The 18,038-nt window shown below is 71.7% G+C and carries 11 protein-coding genes; 4 read left to right on the top strand and 7 right to left on the bottom strand.

All coding sequences use genetic code 11. From position 1 onward, the window contains the following. Positions 1 to 16: 16 nt before the first annotated feature. Positions 17 to 1,708: an HEXXH motif domain-containing protein gene (locus ABT127_RS05295; RefSeq protein ID WP_351444775.1), complete on the top strand. Its 1,692-nt coding sequence runs from the start codon at positions 17 to 19 to the stop codon at positions 1,706 to 1,708. Here the strand turns inward: ABT127_RS05295 and ABT127_RS05290 are convergent. Further along, positions 1,698 to 2,684 carry a TauD/TfdA dioxygenase family protein gene (locus ABT127_RS05290; RefSeq protein WP_351444773.1) on the bottom strand — a complete coding sequence of 329 codons (987 nt, stop codon included), beginning with the start codon at positions 2,682 to 2,684 and terminating at the stop codon, positions 1,698 to 1,700. The two genes, ABT127_RS05295 and ABT127_RS05290, sit on opposite strands and share 11 nt — an antisense overlap. A gap of 387 nt (positions 2,685 to 3,071) precedes the next feature. Between ABT127_RS05290 and ABT127_RS05285 the strand changes: the two genes are divergently transcribed. Further along, a complete protein-coding gene (locus ABT127_RS05285; RefSeq protein ID WP_351444771.1) occupies positions 3,072 to 4,088 on the top strand; it encodes a LacI family DNA-binding transcriptional regulator in 1,017 nt (338 codons plus the stop codon). 15 nt (positions 4,089 to 4,103) lie between these two features. Here ABT127_RS05285 and ABT127_RS05280 read toward each other — a convergent pair whose 3' ends face one another. From ABT127_RS05280 to ABT127_RS05255, 6 genes are read right to left on the bottom strand one after another with little or no spacing between them, the layout of a single operon-like run. Continuing rightward, the gene (locus tag ABT127_RS05280) at positions 4,104 to 4,820 is read right to left on the bottom strand and encodes a GH12 family glycosyl hydrolase domain-containing protein (protein ID WP_351444769.1); all 717 of its coding nucleotides are present in this window, start codon (positions 4,818 to 4,820) and stop codon (positions 4,104 to 4,106) included. A 34-nt stretch (positions 4,821 to 4,854) separates the two neighbouring features. Continuing rightward, positions 4,855 to 7,062, bottom strand: a complete 2,208-nt coding sequence (locus tag ABT127_RS05275; protein WP_351445407.1) for a glycosyl hydrolase family 95 catalytic domain-containing protein — start codon at positions 7,060 to 7,062, stop codon at positions 4,855 to 4,857. After that, positions 7,055 to 9,046 (bottom strand): beta-galactosidase, encoded by a 1,992-nt coding sequence (locus ABT127_RS05270; RefSeq protein ID WP_351444767.1) that lies wholly within the window; start codon positions 9,044 to 9,046, stop codon positions 7,055 to 7,057. Before ABT127_RS05270 ends, ABT127_RS05275 begins: the two co-directional genes overlap by 8 nt. Positions 9,047 to 9,104: 58 nt before the next feature. Further along, a complete protein-coding gene (locus ABT127_RS05265; RefSeq protein ID WP_351444765.1) occupies positions 9,105 to 10,031 on the bottom strand; it encodes a carbohydrate ABC transporter permease in 927 nt (308 codons plus the stop codon). After that, positions 10,028 to 11,068 carry an ABC transporter permease gene (locus ABT127_RS05260; protein WP_351444763.1) on the bottom strand — a complete coding sequence of 347 codons (1,041 nt, stop codon included), beginning with the start codon at positions 11,066 to 11,068 and terminating at the stop codon, positions 10,028 to 10,030. Before ABT127_RS05260 ends, ABT127_RS05265 begins: the two co-directional genes overlap by 4 nt. Then, on the bottom strand, positions 11,068 to 12,756 hold the full coding sequence (locus ABT127_RS05255; RefSeq protein ID WP_351444761.1) for an extracellular solute-binding protein: 1,689 nt from the start codon (positions 12,754 to 12,756) through the stop codon (positions 11,068 to 11,070). Before ABT127_RS05255 ends, ABT127_RS05260 begins: the two co-directional genes overlap by 1 nt. A gap of 233 nt (positions 12,757 to 12,989) precedes the next feature. Between ABT127_RS05255 and ABT127_RS05250 the strand changes: the two genes are divergently transcribed. Together ABT127_RS05250 and yicI are read left to right on the top strand one after the other, a co-directional pair. Beyond that, positions 12,990 to 15,809 carry a glycoside hydrolase family 3 C-terminal domain-containing protein gene (locus ABT127_RS05250; RefSeq protein ID WP_351444759.1) on the top strand — a complete coding sequence of 940 codons (2,820 nt, stop codon included), beginning with the start codon at positions 12,990 to 12,992 and terminating at the stop codon, positions 15,807 to 15,809. Next, entirely contained in the window at positions 15,806 to 18,037 is a 2,232-nt protein-coding gene (yicI, locus tag ABT127_RS05245; protein ID WP_351444757.1) for an alpha-xylosidase, read from the top strand. The genes ABT127_RS05250 and yicI overlap by 4 nt, the downstream gene beginning before the upstream one ends. Position 18,038: the final 1 nt, after the last annotated feature.

Below are 18,038 nucleotides of genomic sequence, written 5' to 3'. Positions count from 1 at the left end.
CCCTCGCACACTGCGCATGCCGGGAGAACTCTTCGACGAGCTGGCCGCGGGCGGCGGCTCGGAGCGGGCCGTCGGATTCCTGCTGAAGGGGGAGCGCGCCCGCCGGCTGCTGCTGTTGCGGGAACTGCTCGACCGCCTCGACGAACGACCAGGCGTACTGGGCCCGTTGGGCGACGTCGCGCCCGTGTGGGAAGCCTTCGAGGCGGCGGCCCGGCGCGCTCCCGACGCGGTGGACGACCTGCTCATGAGCCCGCAGTGCGGTGCCTGGATCGCGCACACGCTGCGCCGTCTGCACGGCGCCGCGTCCGGCCCGCCGCTCTGGGCCGACGCCGGGTACCTCGCCTGCCTCGCCGCCGCCGCGAGCGTCCTCGCCGGCGCGGACGCCGACCTGACGCTCCCCGTCCGCGCCGGGGCGCTGACCCTGCCGACGCTCGGTCTCGTGCGCCTTCCGGACAGCGCGGAGGCATTCAGTGCCGTGCCGGTCACCGTACGGGCGGGGCAGGTAACCGCGGGACCGGTCACCGTCCGCCCGTCGGCCACCGGCTCCGACACCCCCGGCTGGCAGCCGCTGCGCACCCTGCGCCCCGGCGGCATCCGCCTCGACGACCTCGACCCGTACCGCGACCTGGACGGTCCGCTCCCTCCGGCCCGGCTGTCCGCCGACGAGGTCGCCCACTGGGAAAAGGTGGTGGGGGAGGCCCACGCCATCCTGGCCCGCGGGCCCGGCCCCGGTGCCGTCGGTGCGATCCGGCCCGGCGACATCACCCGTATCGTCCCCTGGGCCTCCACGCAGTGGCCCGGCATCCGGCTCAGCGCCTCCACCGGCGATGCCTTCGGCTCGATGATGGCCTCCCGCCCCGACAGCGCCCTCGACCTCGCCGAGACCCTCGTCCACGAGTTCCAGCACAGCAAACTGGGAGCACTGCTCCACCTCTTCCCGCTCCTCGACGACGACCGCACCGAGCGCTTCTACGCGCCCTGGCGCGCCGACCCCCGCCATCTGCCCGGACTGCTGCACGGGGCCTACGCGTTCACGGGCGTCGCCGGCTTCTGGCGGGCGCGCATGGGGGACCGGGCGGCCGACCCGGAGAACGTGGCCCCCTTCCACTTCGCGCTGCGCCGCCTGCAGACCCGCCAGGTGGTGCGCACCCTCGCCACGCACGCCGAGCTCGCTCCGGCCGGGCGCCGTCTGCTCGCGGGACTCACGGCGACGCTCGACCGGTGGCTGCGCGAACCGGTCGAGCCCGCGGTGGCCGCCCGCGCCCGCGCCGCCGCCGTCAGCCACCGGGTCGAGTGGCGGCTGCGGAACCTGCGCTGCGGCCCGGCCGAACGTGCGGCCCTCACCCGGGCCCGGCAGGACGGCGGCGCGGCACCGTCGGGCTTCGAACCCGAACTGGTGCCGGGCGGATCCGGTGCGCACTGGGAGGACGCCCGCGCCGCCCTGTACCTGGCCCCGCGCCCGGGACCCGACGCCGACGCCTGCCTGACCACGGGCGACCCGGCCCGCGCCCGGGACCTGTACGCGGCCCGGCTGCTGCACGCGCCGGGCGACGCGCACGCCCTGTCCGGACTGCTGCTGGCCCGGGCGCAGCTCGACCCCCGGGTGCGACGGCTGCTCGCGCGCCCGGAACGGGTCGCCGCCGCGCTGGAGGTGGTGGGCGGCGACGCCGATGAGGCCGTGCGCTGGCTCGCCGCGCTCAGCCGGTGACCGCGGGCAGGGCGGTGGGCGTACCGGTGGCGGCTGTCGACGCGCCCGAGGCGATACCGTGCTCCGGATCGGGCAGCGCCTCGGGGGACAGGAGCGTGGACCTCCGGCCGTCGACGCCGACCGGGACATCGCCGTCGATCGTCACGCGGGCCAGCTCGCGCGTGTGGTCGTCGGAGTCGTCGACGCCGTAGTGCTGGGTCGCGCGGTTGTCCCAGATGGCCACGTCGCCGGTCCGCCACTGCCAGCGGACGGTGTTCTCCGGGCGCTCGATGTGCCGCTGGAAGAGGTCGACGAGGTCGCGCGAGTCCTGGCCGGTGAGCCCGGAGATCTTCTGCACGAAGTTGCCGAGCAGCAGCGTGCGCTCACCGGTCTCCGGGTGGACGCGGACCACCGGGTGCTCGGTACGGAACTTGATCTTCGCGAACACGTCGCGGAAGCGCCGCAGCTGCTCCGGGACCGCGTCGGGCCGCAGGGCCGCGTAGTCGTAGTCGTTCGTGTGCACGGCCCGCAGATCCTCGGCCAGCTTCTTCAGCGGCTCGGGCAGGGTCTCGTACGCCGTCGCCGTATTGGCCCACAGCGTGTTGCCGCCGTACGGCGGCAGGGTGATCGCGCGGAGGACGGAGAACGCCGGGTAGGCGGGCACGAACGTCACGTCGCTGTGCCACTGGTTGGCGCGGCCGCCGTAGTCGGAGTTGACCGGAAACGAGTAACGGCCGTCGGCGGAGGGGACGGTCGGATGGGCGACCGGAGTGCCGAGCAGCCGTCCGAACGCCTCGTGCGACGCGGCGTCGAGCTGGTCCTGGCCGCGGAAGAAGACGACCTTGTGGGCGAGCAGGGTCTCGCGGATCGCGGCGACGGTCTCGGGGGCCAGCCCGCCGGAGAGGCGGACGCCCTCGACGACGGCGCCGATACGGCCGTTCAGTTTGGTGACGGTGAGGCCGGAGGCAGAGGTGGGTTCCAGGGCGGTCGTGGTCATGAGCGCGAGCGTCGCAACCGGCCCGGAACGCCGTCAACCGGCCGACGCACGCCGCGGACGCCTTCCGCCGCGGCCCCCACCACCGCTCTGAGCAGGGGAATCGGCGCACGATCCGGGAGGCCGAAGGCGCTCGTCGAATTCACGGACCCGCAATGTTCCCCGCACCGCCCCTCACACGACACCCTGTCATTAACCTGTGGGGGACAGGAACACCCGGCACCCGTGGGGTGGGCCAGCCCTGTCGAAGCGCTTCGACAGTTTTGTAGACAGGTGGCTTCCGATCCCCATAGGGTCATCAGGTCCAAGCGGTTCCGGTCATCCGTCCCCGTCGAAGCGCTTCGCGGCCGGGAGCGCTCCGTCCTTTTCGCATCGGTTCAGGAGAACGACATGGTCACGCTCGCAGAGGTCGCCCGGCACGCCGGAGTCTCCGCCAGCACCGTGAGCTACGTCCTCAGCGGCAAGCGGTCCATCTCCGCCGCCACCCGGGAGCGCGTCGAGAGCAGCGTGCGCAAGCTGGGCTACCACCCGAACGCGGGGGCCAGGGCCCTGGCCAGCAGCAAGTCCAACATCATCGCCCTGATGGTGCCGCTGCGCACCGACATGTACGTGCCGGTGATGATGGAGATCGCGATGGCCGTCGCCACCGCCGCCCGCGCCCACGGCTACGACATCCTGCTGCTCACCGGCGAGGAGGGCGCCGAGGCGGTCCGCCGCATCGAGGGCAGTGCGCTCGCCGACGCGATGATCCTGATGGACGTGGAGCTGGACGACGAGCGGCTGCCGCTGCTGCGCACCGCGTCCCGGCCCGCCGTGCTGATCGGGCTGCCGTCCGACACCACCGGACTCAACTGCGTGGACCTCGACTTCGCCGCCGCGGGCGCCGCCTGCGCCCAGCACCTCGCCGACCTCGGCCACCGCGAGATCGCCGTCATCGGCGAGGCGGCCGCCGTCTACGAGCGGCGCACCGGATTCGCCGAGCGGACCCTGTCAGGGCTGCGCGGGCGCAGCGCCGAGCTGGGCCTGCGTCTGCTGCACCGCCCCTGCGAGGGCTCGTACGCCTCGGTCTCGGCAACGTTGTCGCGGGTCTTCGACGAGCGCCCCGGCACCACCGCGTTCGTCGTGCAGAACGAGGCGGCGACCGACCCGCTGCTCGCCCTGCTGCGCCAGTCCGGCCGCGCCGTCCCCGAGGACGTCTCCGTCGTCGCCGTCTGCCCCGAGCAGGTCGCGGCGCACGCCTCGGTGCCGCTGACGTCGGTCGCGGTGCCCGCGCAGGAGATGGGGCGGCGCGCCGTCGAGCAGGTCATCGCGAAGATCGAGGGGCGCGGCTGTGACGAGGAGGTCGTGCTGCTCGCACCGGAACTGACCGTGCGGGAGAGCGCGGCCCAGGCGCCCGCCGACGCCTGAGCCGCGCCCGGCCGGTCAGCTGCTGGAGACGCTGAATCCGTTGGTGGTGAAGTCCAGGCCCCCGGCCGACGAGGTGATCTCGTAGCCGAACTGGACGTCACCGACGGTCACATCGCCGATGTACCCCTTGGTGTCCCGCAGCCACTTCAGGACCGCCAGGATGTCGACGGTGCCCGACGTGGAGTCGGAGGTGCGCAGGAACGAGTACACGTTGTTGGCGCCGTTGCTGCCGACGTACACCGTCCAGGTGTGACCGCCCAGCGTGACGTCGCCGATCGAGCTGCCCAACGCGCCCACGGCGCCGTTGTAGTTGACCCACAGCATGATCTCGTTGGCGTATCCGCTGTCCCAGATGTCGTACGACGTGTTGTAGGCGCCCGACGACGGAACGGTCACGTGGTAGCTGCTGGTCAGGGAGGACAGCGAGCTGATCGTCCTCCCGATGACCTTCTTGGCGTTCGGGTAGGACTTGATGCCGCCCGTGCCGGGGTGGTCGGCCCGGACGCCCCAGCTGGACGACGAGTCGGCCCAGATCGTCTGGGAGCCCGCGCCGGAGCCCCAGATGTTGTTGTACAGGGTGTAGCCGTCCGCGGTGGAGTACGTGCCCCACTGGTCGGACGAGGACCACACCGCCGCGTGGGCGGGGGCGGACGCGAGGACCAGTGCGGCCGTGGCGGCGACGGCGGAGCCGAGGATCCTGCGGCGGCTCGGAGACGTTCCTGATCGTGCCATGGTGTCCCTTCCATGGTCGGTGGGGGGAGCTGAACTACCGCGTACTCATCGTGAGTTCGCGGTCCTCGCCGGCGGTCAGGCGAACGGTCCTGGCGTCGCCGTCGGGGGTCCTGAGTTCGATGTGCGCGTCGCGGTCGGGGCGTACGAGCGCCGAGCAGCGGCCGCCGCTCCAGGCCAGATCGACGCGGGCGCCGAACCGGGTGCGCAGGCCGCGCACCGTGCCGCGCGCCCAGGACGCGGGCAGCGCGGGCAGCAGCACGAGCCGGCCGGGCGTCGACTGGAGCAGCGCCTCGACGAGCAGCGCGGGCAGGGCGTGGGCCGCGTCCGCGTTGTAGACGTCGCGGCGCGGATAGTGCGCGCTCATCAGGGAGGGATGGAAGTAGTCGCCGGTCAGGACCCGGCGCAGCGCGTCGGCGACCCGGGGCGCGTCGCGCAGCCGGGCCGCGACGAGAGCGTGGTGGAGATGGCCGTGCGCGGAGTCGTTCTCGGCGCCGCGCAGCGCGAGCGCCTGGTGTGCCGCCCTTGCCAGGTCCGGGGTGTCGTACGGGGTGATCTCGTGGTGCGGCCAGACGGGGTAGAGGTGGCTGAGATGCCGGTGGTCGTACGTCTCCTCCAGGCCCGGCCAGGCCCACTCGGCCAGGGCGCCGTCGTCGTTGACCCGGTGGTCGGGCAGCCGGTCGGCGAGCGCGGGCCAGCGGTCGGCGTCCGCTCCGGGGGACCAGGCGGCGGCGGTGCGCAGCGCGTGCCGGGCCGCGGCGATGTCCATCGTCGCGTTCAGGGTGCCCCAGCTCGCGTTCGCCGGCCGGTTCTCCGGCGAGTACGACGGCACGACGACCACGCGTCCGTCGGGACCGCTGCGGCTGAGGAAGTCCTCGTAGAACAGGGCGAGTTCGGTGAGCGCTTCGATCAGCCACGACGGGCGCTCGCCGGTCGTTTCGGCCTGTTCCACCAGCGGCGTGAGCAGCCAGTCGGCGCCGGCCGTCCACAGGTGCATCGGCCACCGGCGCTGGAAGTGGTACGTGTGCCCGGACTCGCCGTCGGTGTGGGCGGGTGCCACGATGCCGCGCGCCCCGAAGATGCTCCGGGCGTTGTCGCGCCAGTCCGCCAACTGGCCACGGATCAGCGCACCTTGTGCGTCGACCACCTCGGGAAGCGCGCAAGCGGGTGCCGACGCCGTCTGGAGGTTGAGGTTGGCGTCGGTGGTGAACGCGCCCGACCACGCCGTGTCCCACTCGCCGGTCCACAGCCCCGTCAGTCTGGGCGGCAGGGCGCCCGAGGAGCTGAGCAGGTGATAGCGGCCCGCGGCGAACAGCCGCTCCAGCAGGGCGTGGCTGTCCGGCCGTTTCAGCAACTCACCGCCGGGAAGGGTTCGTTCGGCCGGGATGCCGCCGAGCGACAAGGTGACCCGCTCGTACGCGGACCGGTGCTTCGCCGTGTGCCGGGCGAGCAGGTTCCCGTAACTCCGCGTCGTGGCGCCGCTGTCGAGCAGGGCGGTCAGCTCGGCGGCCGCCGCGCTCGCGTCCAGCTCCCCGAGATGCCGGTGCACGCGGGTGAGCAGCAGGATCTCCTCCGCCGCGTCGATCCGCAGTCCGGTGGTGCCGATCGAGGTGCGCCCGCCCTTGACCACGGCCACCGTCACTCCCGTGTAGGCGAGGTCTCCGTCCGGGTAGCGGCAGCGCAGGGTCAGCTGGGCGCCGTACGGGGTGAGGACGACACTGCGGCCGACGCCGAGCCCGCCCGGCACCCCCGTCAGGCGGTGATCGAGCAGCACCTCCCCGTCCAGGCCGGGCCCCGTGGCGTACTGCACCACGACGTCGTCGGCGCGCGAGACGAACACCTCTCCCTGCCAGCCGCCGCAGCGCGCCGCGCACACGCCCGTCGCGAAGTCGACGGAACGGCGGTAGCGGCGCCAGGCGATGCTGCCGCGCACGAACCGCACCTGGAACGCCGGGTGGAACGCCCGCACCCACCGCAGCTCGCGACCGTCCGTGAACTCCTCCGCGGCCGTCGGCTCCCCGGCGAGCAACCGGTCCTGCACGTCGGCGAGGCGACCGGCGAGGAGGGGCGGCTTCGGCTGTGGTCCACCGTCCGGGCGCACCAGCGCGTGATGGGTGACGATGACGCGGTCGTCGTGCGGATCGCCGAACACGAGGGCGCCGTGCCGGCCGTTCCCGCTCAGGAACGCGTCCTCCCAGCGGGCGGCCGGCGTCGGCTCCCAGGTGCCGTGCGGATGTTCAGGCAGCACCGTGACCGCCCCGTTCGCCGCGCAGCGCCACGACACCGAACCGCCCGAGAGGTACGGCACCGGTGTACTCGGTCCCGGTGAGCAGATCGCGCAACGGGCCTTCTTCTGCGGGGAGTTCGACGACCACCTCGTCCCGTCCGTGGTGGAGCAGGAACAGCACCTCGCCGCGGCGCACGGCCTCCACTCCTGCGGGGAGGCCGGGCAGTGGAGGCCGTACGCCCGCCTCGGCGGCCACGCCCGCGAGCAGCGTGCGCAGGGCCGAAGGCTCGGGAAGGGTGGAGAGATACCAGGCGCGTCCGCGCCGCAGCACGGCCGGAAGGCCGTCGAGTTCACCGCCGCGATAGGCCGAGGAGACCTCCGCGTCCGGTGCGGCGGTCAGCTCCTCCGACCACAGGGTGCCCCTGAACTCGCCGCAGTCCACGCTCTCCCCGGACTCCAGCGGCCACCACTCGTGAACGGTGCGGATGCCGAAGAGCTCCCGCAGCCGAGCGTCCATCCCGCCGGGCCGCACCCGGTCGTCGGCATCGGCGACACCGGAGAAGAACCCGCAGACGATCCGCCCGCCGCCGCGCGCGTACGCGAGAAGGTTCTCGACGGCCCGGTCGGTGAGCAGGTACAGCTGCGGCACGACCACCATCCTGTAGGCGGAGAGATCGTGCTCGGGATGCGCGAAGTCCGTGGTCGTGCCCGCCTCCCACAGCGCCCGGTGCCAGGCCCGCACCACGTCCTCGTACACCACCTTCGCGGACGGCCGGGCGTCCTGGCTGCCCGCCCACCAGGAGTGCCAGTCGTGGAGCACGGCGACATCGGCGCTCACCCGCGTACCGGCCACCGCTTCTTCCAGCAGGGCGAGTTCGGCGCCGATCCGCTTCACCTCGGCGAAGGCGCGGCCCTCCTCACCCGCGTGTCCGACCATCCCCGAGTGGAACTTCTCCGCGCCCTGCCGGGACTGCCGCCACTGGAAGTGGAAGATCGCGTCCGCGCCCCGGGCCACCGACTGCAGCGACCACAGCCGGTTGAGGCCGCGCGGCTTCGGCTGGTTCACCTCCCGCCAGTTCACCGCCCCGGCCGCCTGCTCCATCACCGTCCAGGGCCGCCCGCCGGCCTGACCGCGCGTCATGTCGCCGATCATGGCGTTGTACTGGCCGCCCAGCGGGTCCCGCGGATCCGGGTACACGTCGACCGAGACGACGTCCTCCTGCTCGGCCCACGCCCACGCGTCCTGCCCGATCCAGAACGGCATGAAGTTCGTCGTCACCGGGACGTCGTCCGGCGAGTGCCGGCGCACGATGTCGCGCTCGGCGACGAAGCACTCCATGAGCGCGTCGGAGGTGAACCGCCGGAAGTCCAGGAGCTGGGCGGGGTTGCGCAGGTACTGGGCGCGGCGGGGCGGGATCACGTCCTCCCACGTGTCGACGTGCTGGCTCCAGAAGGCCGTGCCCCACGCCTCGTTGAGCGCGTCCAGGGTCAGGTACTTCGCCCGCAGCCAGTCCCGGAAGCCGCGGGCCGCCTCGTCGCCGTGGTCGATCGTGCAGTACTCGTTGTTGATGTGCCACATGCGCAGCGCCGGATGGCGCCCGTACCGCCGGGCGAGGTCCTCGGTGATCGCGGCGGCTCGGCGGCGGTACTCGCGGGAGGAGTGCGCGAACTGCTGGCGGGAGCCCCACCACACGGTCTGCCCGTTCTCGTCGCGGGGCAGGGTCTCCGGGTGGAGTCGCCCCAGCCACGGCGGCGGCGACGCGGTCGGTGTCGCCAGGACGACGCCGATCCCGTGCAGGTGCATCAGGTCCATCAGCCGGTCGAGCCATCCGAACTCCCGTGCTCCCGGTCGGGGTTCGAGCTTCGCCCAGGAGAACACGCCGAGCGTGACGGAGGTGACCCCGGCCGCCTTCATCAGCCGCACGTCCTCGGCCCAGACCTCCTCGGGCCACTGCTCGGGGTTGTAGTCGCCGCCGTAGAGGAGGCGGGCGGGGGCGGTCATGGTGCGGCTCCGATGTGGTCACGGGTGGGACGGGCGGTGCGCGGTGCCTGCCGGGACGTCAGCCCTTGACGGCGCCGGTGAGCATGCCCTTCTTGAAGTGGCGCTGGACGAAGGGCGAGGCGACGGCCACCGGGACCAGGGCGAGGACCATGACGGCCATCTGCAGCCCCAGCGTGGACAACTGCCCGGTGTGCACGGCCTGCTGGAGACCGGTCGGCGCCGCCCGGCTCTTCTGCACGAGCTGGATCAGCACGTTCTGCAGCGGCATCATCTGCTGGTCGGTGAGGTAGATGGAGGCGTTGAACCAGGCGCTCCAGTACCCCACCGCGTAGAAGAGCGAGATCACCGCGAGCACCGCGCGGGACAGCGGCAGGATGATGGTGAGCAGGATGCGCAGATCGCTCGCCCCGTCGATGCGGGCCGACTCGGTCAGCTCCGGCGAGATGCCCATGAAGAAGGAGCGCAGCACCAGGATGTTGAAGACGCTGACCGCGCTCGGCAGGATCAGCGACAGATAGGTGTCGGTGAGGCCCAGCGACTGCACGAGCAGATATGTGGGAATCAGCCCGGCCCCGAAGAACATCGTGGCCATCAGCGACATCAGCAGGAACCGGTGGCCGAGACTGCCGGTGCGGGACAGACCGTAGGCCGCGAGCACCGACACCGTCATCGAGAACACCGTGCCGACCACGGTGACCCCGATCGACACGAGCATCGCGCGGCTGACCTGGCCGCCGCCCAGCAGTTCCGTGTAGTTGACGAACGTGATGCCGTCGGGGACCAGGACGAGACCGCCGGCCCGGTCGATCACCGGCTTGGGGGACAGGCTCGTGACGACCACGATCCACAGCGGGCCGAGGATCGCGAGACAGCACAGGACGAGGAAGCCGCCCTTGAGCGTGAGGCCCGCCCTGCGCGGCGGCTCCTCCCACACCGGGCGCGGCGGCGCCTGGAGACTGCGGATCAACTGCGTGTTCAGGCTCACTTCTTGTACACCCCCTGCTCGCCCAGCAGGTGCGCGAAGCGGTTCGCGCCCAGGACGAGACAGATGCCGATGGCCCCCTTCACGAGGCCGACCGCGGCCGCGTAACTGAAGTCGCCGTTCTGGATTCCCATGTTCCACACGTAGGTGTCGAGGACCTCGCTGGCTCCCGCGCCGACCGCGTCGCGCTGGAGCAGGAACTGCTCGAACCCGACGGACAGCGCGTCGCCGACCCGCAGCACGAGCAGCAGGGCGATCACCGGGCGCAGCGCGGGCAGGGTCACGTGCCACATGCGGCGCCACCGCCCGGCGCCGTCCATCGCCGCCGCCTCGTAGAGGTCGGTGGAGACCGCGGCGAGCGCGGCGAGGAAGACGATGACGCCCCAGCCCGCGTCCTTCCACACGGACTGGGCCGTGACCAGGAACTTGAAGAAGCTCGCATTGGTCATCAGGTCGAAGCCGCCCCAGTCGTGCCGCTCCATCGTCTGCGCGATGATCCCGGCGCCGCCGAAGATCTGCTGGAACACGGTGACGACCAGCACCCACGAGAAGAAGTGCGGCAGATACATGATCGCCTGCGCGACGGCCCGCACCCGGGGCCGCACCACGCTGTTGACGAGCAGCGCGAGCGCGATCGGCACCGGGAAGAACAGCACCAGCTGGAGGACGAACAGCACCAGCGTGTTCTTCGCCGCGTCCCAGAACAACGGATCGCCGAGCATCCGGGAGAACTGCTCCACGCCGACCCAGGGGCTGTGGAAGATCGCGGTCACGCCGTTGCCGGACACGTACGGGTCGTAGTCCTGGAAGGCGACGACATTGCCCAGCAGCGGGACGTAGTTGAAGAGCAGGAGCAGGGCGAGGGCGGGCAGCGTCATCAGGATGAGGGCGCGGTCGCGGCGCAGCCGGGTCCTGAAGGGGACCTTGGCGCCGCCCGAGCGCTTCTCGGGGACTGCCTTCGGCGCGAGCGCGGCCACCGGCTCCTCGACGGCGGCCGGCTGACGCACCCCGTCGGGCCTGCTCCCGGCGGTGAGGGACATCAGTTGCCGCTGCCGTTCTTGTCGATGAGCTTCTTGTACCAGTCGCGCAGCTTGTCGCCGCCGGACGACTTCCAGGTGGAGACGGCCTGCTGGACGTCGGAGAGCTTCTTGTTGCCGCGCACGTAGTCGATCTCCAGCTGCTCGAACTGGCTGGAGAGGTTCGCGTAGCGGGTCGGCTCGACGATGTTCATGCCGTACGTGCTCGTGTTCTTCATGAACGCGCCCTGGCGCTGCTCCCACTCGACCTGTTCGCGGGCGATGTCGGGGTAGTCGGGATGCGCGAAGTAGGGAGCCGGCGCGGACAGCATCACCCAGGCGTTGATGACCTCCTGGTTTCCCTGGTCGCTCTTGACCGGGGTGCCGTCCTCGACCGCGTAGTGCGTGCCCTCGACGCCGTAGTTGACGAGCATGAACTCCTTGGTGCCGTACGGCGCGGCGGCGAAGTTCGCGGCGGCCAGCGCGTTCTCGACCGTCTCCTTCGAGGCGCCCTTGCGGATCAGCGACCAGATCGTGGCGGGCGAGCTCGCCCACAGCGTGGGGTCGCCGCCGTCGGGGCCGAACAGGTCCATGGCGGCCATCTCGAAGTCCGGGTTGGACTTCGCCTGCTCGGCGGTCTTCACGTACCACTGGGACATGTCCATGTTGAACATGAGGACCTGGCCCGCGGTGAACCGCTGGCCCGCGTCGCCCGAGCGGGCCTTGTCGTCGGGGTGGACCACGCCCGCGTCGAAGAGCTTGCGGGTCCACTCCAGCGCCTCGAGGTACTCGGGCTGCTCGACGCGGTAGGTCAGCTTGCCGTTGTCCTCGATGTGCCAGCCGAGGCTCCCCGAGGGCCGCACCCCGAAGATGTTGAAGCCGGTCCACGACATGTCGGCGCAGGCGTACACCTTCGCCTTCGCGCTGGTCGCCTCCTTGGCCCAGCTCAGGAACTCGGCGGCCGACTTGGGGACGTCGTAGCCCTTCTTGTCGAAGACGTCCTTGCGGTAGTACGCCGGGTTGAACGTCGCCGCGGCGGACGGCATGGGGATGCCGCGCAGGGCGCCGCCGAAGATGCCCATCCGCCAGGAGTCCGAGGGGATCGCCGCCAGGTTCGGGTACTTCTTCACCTTGTCGCCCGCGAGGTACGGGCCGAGGTCCATGAACTTCGCGGTGATCGCGTTGGAGATCTTGCCGACCAGCTCCCAGCTCGGCACGACCACCATGTCGGGTATCGAGCTGGAGGCCAGCACGGCCCCGAGCTTCTCGCCGTAGGTGTTGCCGTCCTGGTTCTGCCAGGTGATCTTGGTGCCCGCCGCCTTGTCGAGCTGCGTGTAGTAGGCGCAGTCCGCCCTGGGGGCGGTGCCCCAGAGCGGGGACATGACCTTCAGGGGAGCGCCGGTGCCGAGCCTGCTCTTCACCGAGGTGGACAGGGCGGAGAGGTCGACCTTGGCGGTGTAGCCCGCCGCCGATCCGTTCTTCGAGGAGATGTCGGGCCGGGCGAAGGTGCTCGCGACGAACGTCGGCAGCAGCTTCGCCGCGTTCTTCTCGGAGGTGGTGCCCTCCCGGTCCTTGCTCTCCGACCCGCCGCAGGCGGAGAGCAGGGGCACACCGCCGGCCACTGCGACGGCGGCGACAGCCGTCGAGCCGAGGAAGGTTCTCCGGCTTGGACCGGGGTTCACGGAGTGTGCGGTGGAGGAGTTCGGCGTCATTGCGGCAACCCTTCGGGACAACGCATCGCGCATTTCGTCGAAGCGCTTCGATGTTGCAGCGACATTAAGGGAACCCCCGGAGGCCCACAAGGTGCGTGCATCAGATTCCTGAACGCGGCGTCACTGCCAGGCACTTGACACCTGACATCTTCTGTACGGAGCATCGAAGCGCTTCGAAGATTTCTTGCGCCGGTCGGTGAGACGACCGCCCCATCTCGACAAGGGACCCGCCCGTGACCGAAGAACTCCCGCTCGACCCCGGGGGCACCCGGCCCGCCGACAAGCGCGTCGACGACCTGCTGGCCGCACTCACGCTCGACGAACGCATCGCGCTGCTGCACCAGTTCACGCCCGCCGTGGACCGGCTCGGCCTCGCCGCGTTCCGCACCGGCCAGGAGGCGCTGCACGGGGTCGCCTGGATGGGCCCGGCCACCGTCTTCCCGCAGTCCGTCGGGCTCGGCGCCACCTGGAACGAGGAGCTGGTGCGCCGGGTCGGCGACGCCGTCTCGCACGAGGTCCGCGCGATGCGCGCCCGCGACGAGCGCGTGGGTCTCAACGTCTGGGCGCCGACGGTCAATCTGCTGCGCCACCCCTTGTGGGGCCGCAACGAGGAGGGGTACTCCGAGGATCCCTGCCTCACCGCCGCCATCGCCACCGCCTACACGCGCGGCCTGCGCGGCACCCACCCCACGTACTGGCGCACCGCCCCCGTCCTCAAGCACTGGCTCGCCCACAACAACGAGACCGCCCGCGACACGGCCAGCTCCTCCGTGCGCCCGCGCGTCCTGCACGAGTACGACCTGAAGGCGTTCCGGAGGCCCGTCGAGGAGGGCGCGGTGGCCGGTGTCATGCCCGCCTACAACCTCGTCAACGGCCGCCCGAACCACGTATCCCCTTACCTGCGCGAGCAGTTGCGGACCTGGACCGACCGGGAACTCCTCGTCTGCTCGGACGCGGGCGCGCCCAGCAACCTCGTCGACTCCGAGCACTACTACGCCACCCACGAGGAGGCCACCGCCGCCGCGCTGATTGCGGGCGTGGACAGCTTCACCGACCACGGCACCGACCCGTCACAGATCACCGGCCGTGTCCGGGGCGCCCTGGAGCGGGGGCTGATCACCGAGTCCGACATCGACACCGCCGTGCGCCGCCAGCTCGACGTCCGCGCGCGCCTCGGCGAGTTCGAGGACACCGACCCGCTGCCGCCCGGCGCGTTCGACACCGAGGCCCACCGCGCCCTCGCCCGGGAGGCCGCCGAACAGGCCGTCGTACTGCTGAAGAACGACGGCCTGCTGCCGCTCCCCGGAGACGCCCGGATCGCGCTCGTCGGCCTGCTCGCCGACGAGTGCAAGACCGACTGGTACAGCGGCACCCTCATCCACCGCTCCACCCCGCTCGACGGCCTCCGCGAACGCTTCGGCCCGGACCGGGTCACCTTCACCGAAGGCGTCGACCGGGTCCGCCTCCGCTGCGACGAGGGATGGCTGTACGTCCCCGAAGGAGCCGCGGCCACCGGGGCGCGCGGCGCCGAGGGCGCCCTCGACCCGGCCCTGCTCGCCGGCCGCACCGACCTGCCGCCGCTGACCACCCGGACCGACGAGGGCACCGAACTCGCCCTGGTCGACTGGGGGAACGGCGTCCTCACCCTGCGCGCACCCGACGGCCGCTATCTGTCGGTCGCCGACGACGGCCTCGTCCGGGCGTCCGCGGACCAGCCGGGCGGCTGGATCGTCCAGGAGACGTTCACCCTCGAAGCGGCCCACGACGGACACCTCCTCAGGCACACGGGATCGGGTCGGTACGTCGTGGTCGCCGCCGACGGCGTGAAGGTTGCCGACCGGGGCACCGTTTTCCGGGTGGAGTACGTGGAGCGCGGCGCCGACGCCGTGACCAGGGCCGCGGCCGACGCCGACGTCGTGATCGTCGTCGCGGGCAACGACCCGCACATCAACGGCCGGGAGACCGAGGACCGCACCACCCTCGCCCTGCCCGGACAGCAGGACGCCCTGTGGCGCGCGGCCCGCGCCGCGAACCCGAACACCGTCCTCGCGCTGGTCTCCGCCTACCCGTACGCCGTCCCCGACGCCGACCGGGAGCTGCCCGCCCTGCTGTGGACCGCGCACGGCGGGCAGGCCGCGGGCCGCGCCCTCGCCCGGGTCCTCGCGGGCGACGTGAGCCCGGCCGGCCGGCTCCCGCAGACCTGGTACGCGGCCGAAACCGACCTGCCGGACCTCCTCGACTACGACATCATCGGCTCGCGTCAGACGTACCTGTACTACGAGGGCACCCCGCTCTACCCCTTCGGACACGGGCTGACGTACAGCTCCTTCGCGTACGACGGGCTGAGCGCCGAAGTGCAGGGCGAAGGGCTGGAGCTGACGTTCACCGTCGCCAACACCGGGCCGCGCGCCGCCGACGAGGTTCCGCAGCTCTACGTCCGCCCGCTCGGGATGCCGGTGCCGCGCCCGCGCCGCCAGCTCCTCGCGCACCGCCGCCTCACCCTCGCGCCGGGCGCCCGCGAGCGGATCACGTACACGGTGCCGGTCGCCGACCTCGGCCACTTCGACGTGGCACACGGCCGCTGGAGCGTGACCTCGGGGACGTACGAACTCCTCGTCGGCGCCTCCAGCGAGGACATCCGCCTCACCACCGAGATCGCCGTCGACGGCGACGCGCCCGCACCCCGGCCCGTCGTCACGCACGGTCTGGACGCGGCGGCCTACGACGCACAGCGCGGCACCGAGATCGTCGACCGCACGAAGACACACGGCGACGCCGTCGCACCGGCCGGGGCGACGGGCGAACTCCACTACCTTTCCTGCGACTTCGGGACCGACGGCGTAAGGGGCGTCCGCGTCGAGGTCGCGGGTGAGGGCGCGGTGACCGTCGGGGACGGCCGCACGCTCACGGTCCCCGCCACCGGCGACCCGTACCGCTACGTCACCCTCGACGCCGACTTCACCGCCACCGGCGTGCACGACCTGCGCGTGACGATCGACGGCACGGTCCGTCTGGCCCGGCTCACCTTCATCCCGCGGAGGCTCGACGCATGAAGTTCACCGACGGATTCTGGCTGATGCGCGACGGAGTACGGGCCTCGTACGCCACCGAGGTCCGCGACATCCGGCACGCCGACGACCGGTTCACCGCGTACGCCGCGGTACGCCACGTGCGCGACCGCGGCGACACGCTCAACCAGCCGCTGATCACCCTCGACATCTTCTCGCCCGCCGAAGGGATCATCGGGGTCCGCGTCACCCATCACGCGGGCGGCCGCCGACCGGGACCCGACTTCGAGCTGTCGCCGACCGAGGGCGGCAGCGGCGCCCGCGTCACCCGCGACGGCACGGTCACCGAGCTGACGAGCGGACCGATCGGCGTGCGCCTCGACACGGCGGGGGAGTGGGGCCTGGAGTTCTACGACACCTCGACCGGCAAGCGGCTCACGGGAGTCGACCGCAAGGGAACGGCCTTCGCCACCACCGCCGACGGCGCCCACCACATGATCAACCAGCTGTCGCTCGGCGTCGGTGAGCACATCTACGGCCTCGGCGAACGCTTCACCCCGTTCGTGAAGAACGGCCAGAGCGTCGACATCTGGCAGGCCGACGGCGGCACCAGCAGCGAACAGGCCTACAAGAACGTCCCGTTCCACGTGTCCTCGCGCGGCTACGGCGTCCTCGTCAACCACCCGGGCAAGGTCGGCTACGAGATCGGCTCGGAATCCGTCGGACAGCTGCAGTTCAGCGTCGAGGACCAGTCCGTGGAGTTCCACGTCGTCGCCGGGCCGACCCCGAAGGACGTGCTGCGCCGCTACACCGCCCTCACCGGCCGCCCGGCCCTGCCGCCCGCCTGGTCCTTCGGCCTCTGGCTCACCACATCCTTCTGCACGGAGTACGACGAGGAGACGGTGACGTCGTTCGTCGACGGCATGGCCGAGCGGCACATCCCGCTGTCCGTCTTCCACTTCGACTGCTTCTGGATGCGCGAGTACCAGTGGTCGGACTTCACCTGGGACCCGGACGTCTTCCCCGACCCGGTCGGCATGCTCCGCCGCCTCAAGGCGCGCGGCCTGCACATCAGCATGTGGATCAACCCGTACATCGCCCAGAAGTCGCCCCTCTTCGCGGAGGCCGCCGCGCAGGGGTTCCTGGTGCGGCGCCCCAACGGCGACGTGTGGCAGTGGGACCTCTGGCAGCCCGGCATGGCGCTGGTCGACTTCACCGACCCGGCCGCCCGCGAGTGGTACACCGACAAGCTGCGCGGCCTGCTCGACCAGGGCGTGGACACCTTCAAGACGGACTTCGGGGAGCGGGTGCCGACGGACGTCGTCTGGCACGACGGCTCCGACCCCGAGCGCATGCACAACTACTACGCCCACCTCTACAACCGCACCGTCTTCGAACTCCTCGAGAAGGAGCGGGGCAGCGGCGACGCGCTCGTCTTCGCCCGCTCCGCGACGGTCGGCGGCCAGCAGTACCCGGTGCACTGGGGCGGCGACTGCTTCGCCTCGTTCGGCGCCATGGCCGAGTCGCTGCGCGGCGGTCTGTCGCTGTCCCTGTCCGGCTTCGGGTTCTGGTCGCACGACATCGGCGGCTTCGAGGGCACCCCCGACCCGGCGGTCTTCAAGCGCTGGCTCGCCTTCGGCCTGCTCTCCTCGCACAGCCGGCTGCACGGCAACGTCTCCTACCGGGTGCCGTGGGAGTTCGGCGACGAGGCGGTCGACGTGGCCCGCCGGTTCACGCTGCTCAAGCACCGCCTGATGCCGTACCTGTACGGTGTCGCGACCGAGGCCCACACCACCGGTGTCCCCGCGATGCGTCCGATGGTCCTGGAGTTCCCCGACGACCCGGCCTGCCGGACCCTCGACCGCCAGTACATGCTGGGCCCGGACCTGCTGGTCGCACCGGTCTTCTCCGCCGACGGCGACGTCGAGTACTACCTCCCCGAGGGCACCTGGACGCACCTGCTCACCGGCGAGCACGTCCAGGGGCCCGGCTGGCGCCGCGAGACCTACGGCTTCGACAGCCTGCCGCTGTACGTCCGGCCCGGCGCGGTGCTGCCGCTCGGCGCGGACGACCAGCGCCCCGACGGTGACTGGCCCGACGGACTCACCCTCCTCGTCACCCCGGACGCCGACGACGTGACGGTGCGCGTCCCGGGCCACGGCGGCCCGGGGTCGAGCCCCGCCGCCATGTACCGGGTACGCCGGGAGCCGTCCGGCGCGGTCACCGTGCAGGCCTCCGGAACCCAACTCCCTTATCGCGTGCGCGAGATGTGAC

Source organism: Streptomyces sp. NPDC001904, assembly GCF_040297005.1.
In the GTDB taxonomy this organism is placed as follows: domain Bacteria; phylum Actinomycetota; class Actinomycetes; order Streptomycetales; family Streptomycetaceae; genus Streptomyces.
The sequence above is the reverse complement of the archived record's forward strand: the minus strand, read 5'-3'. Positions and strand labels throughout refer to the sequence as shown.

What these genes read in the sequence shown, in the direction of transcription:
- ABT127_RS05295 (WP_351444775.1), top strand. Translation starts at nt 17, where the DNA reads ATGCCGGGAGAACTCTTCGACGAGCTGGCCGCGGGCGGCGGCTCGGAG.
- ABT127_RS05290 (WP_351444773.1), bottom strand. Translation starts at nt 2,684, where the DNA reads ATGACCACGACCGCCCTGGAACCCACCTCTGCCTCCGGCCTCACCGTC.
- ABT127_RS05285 (WP_351444771.1), top strand. Translation starts at nt 3,072, where the DNA reads ATGGTCACGCTCGCAGAGGTCGCCCGGCACGCCGGAGTCTCCGCCAGC.
- ABT127_RS05280 (WP_351444769.1), bottom strand. Translation starts at nt 4,820, where the DNA reads ATGGCACGATCAGGAACGTCTCCGAGCCGCCGCAGGATCCTCGGCTCC.
- ABT127_RS05270 (WP_351444767.1), bottom strand. Translation starts at nt 9,046, where the DNA reads ATGACCGCCCCCGCCCGCCTCCTCTACGGCGGCGACTACAACCCCGAG.
- ABT127_RS05260 (WP_351444763.1), bottom strand. Translation starts at nt 11,068, where the DNA reads ATGTCCCTCACCGCCGGGAGCAGGCCCGACGGGGTGCGTCAGCCGGCC.
- ABT127_RS05255 (WP_351444761.1), bottom strand. Translation starts at nt 12,756, where the DNA reads ATGACGCCGAACTCCTCCACCGCACACTCCGTGAACCCCGGTCCAAGC.
- yicI (WP_351444757.1), top strand. Translation starts at nt 15,806, where the DNA reads ATGAAGTTCACCGACGGATTCTGGCTGATGCGCGACGGAGTACGGGCC.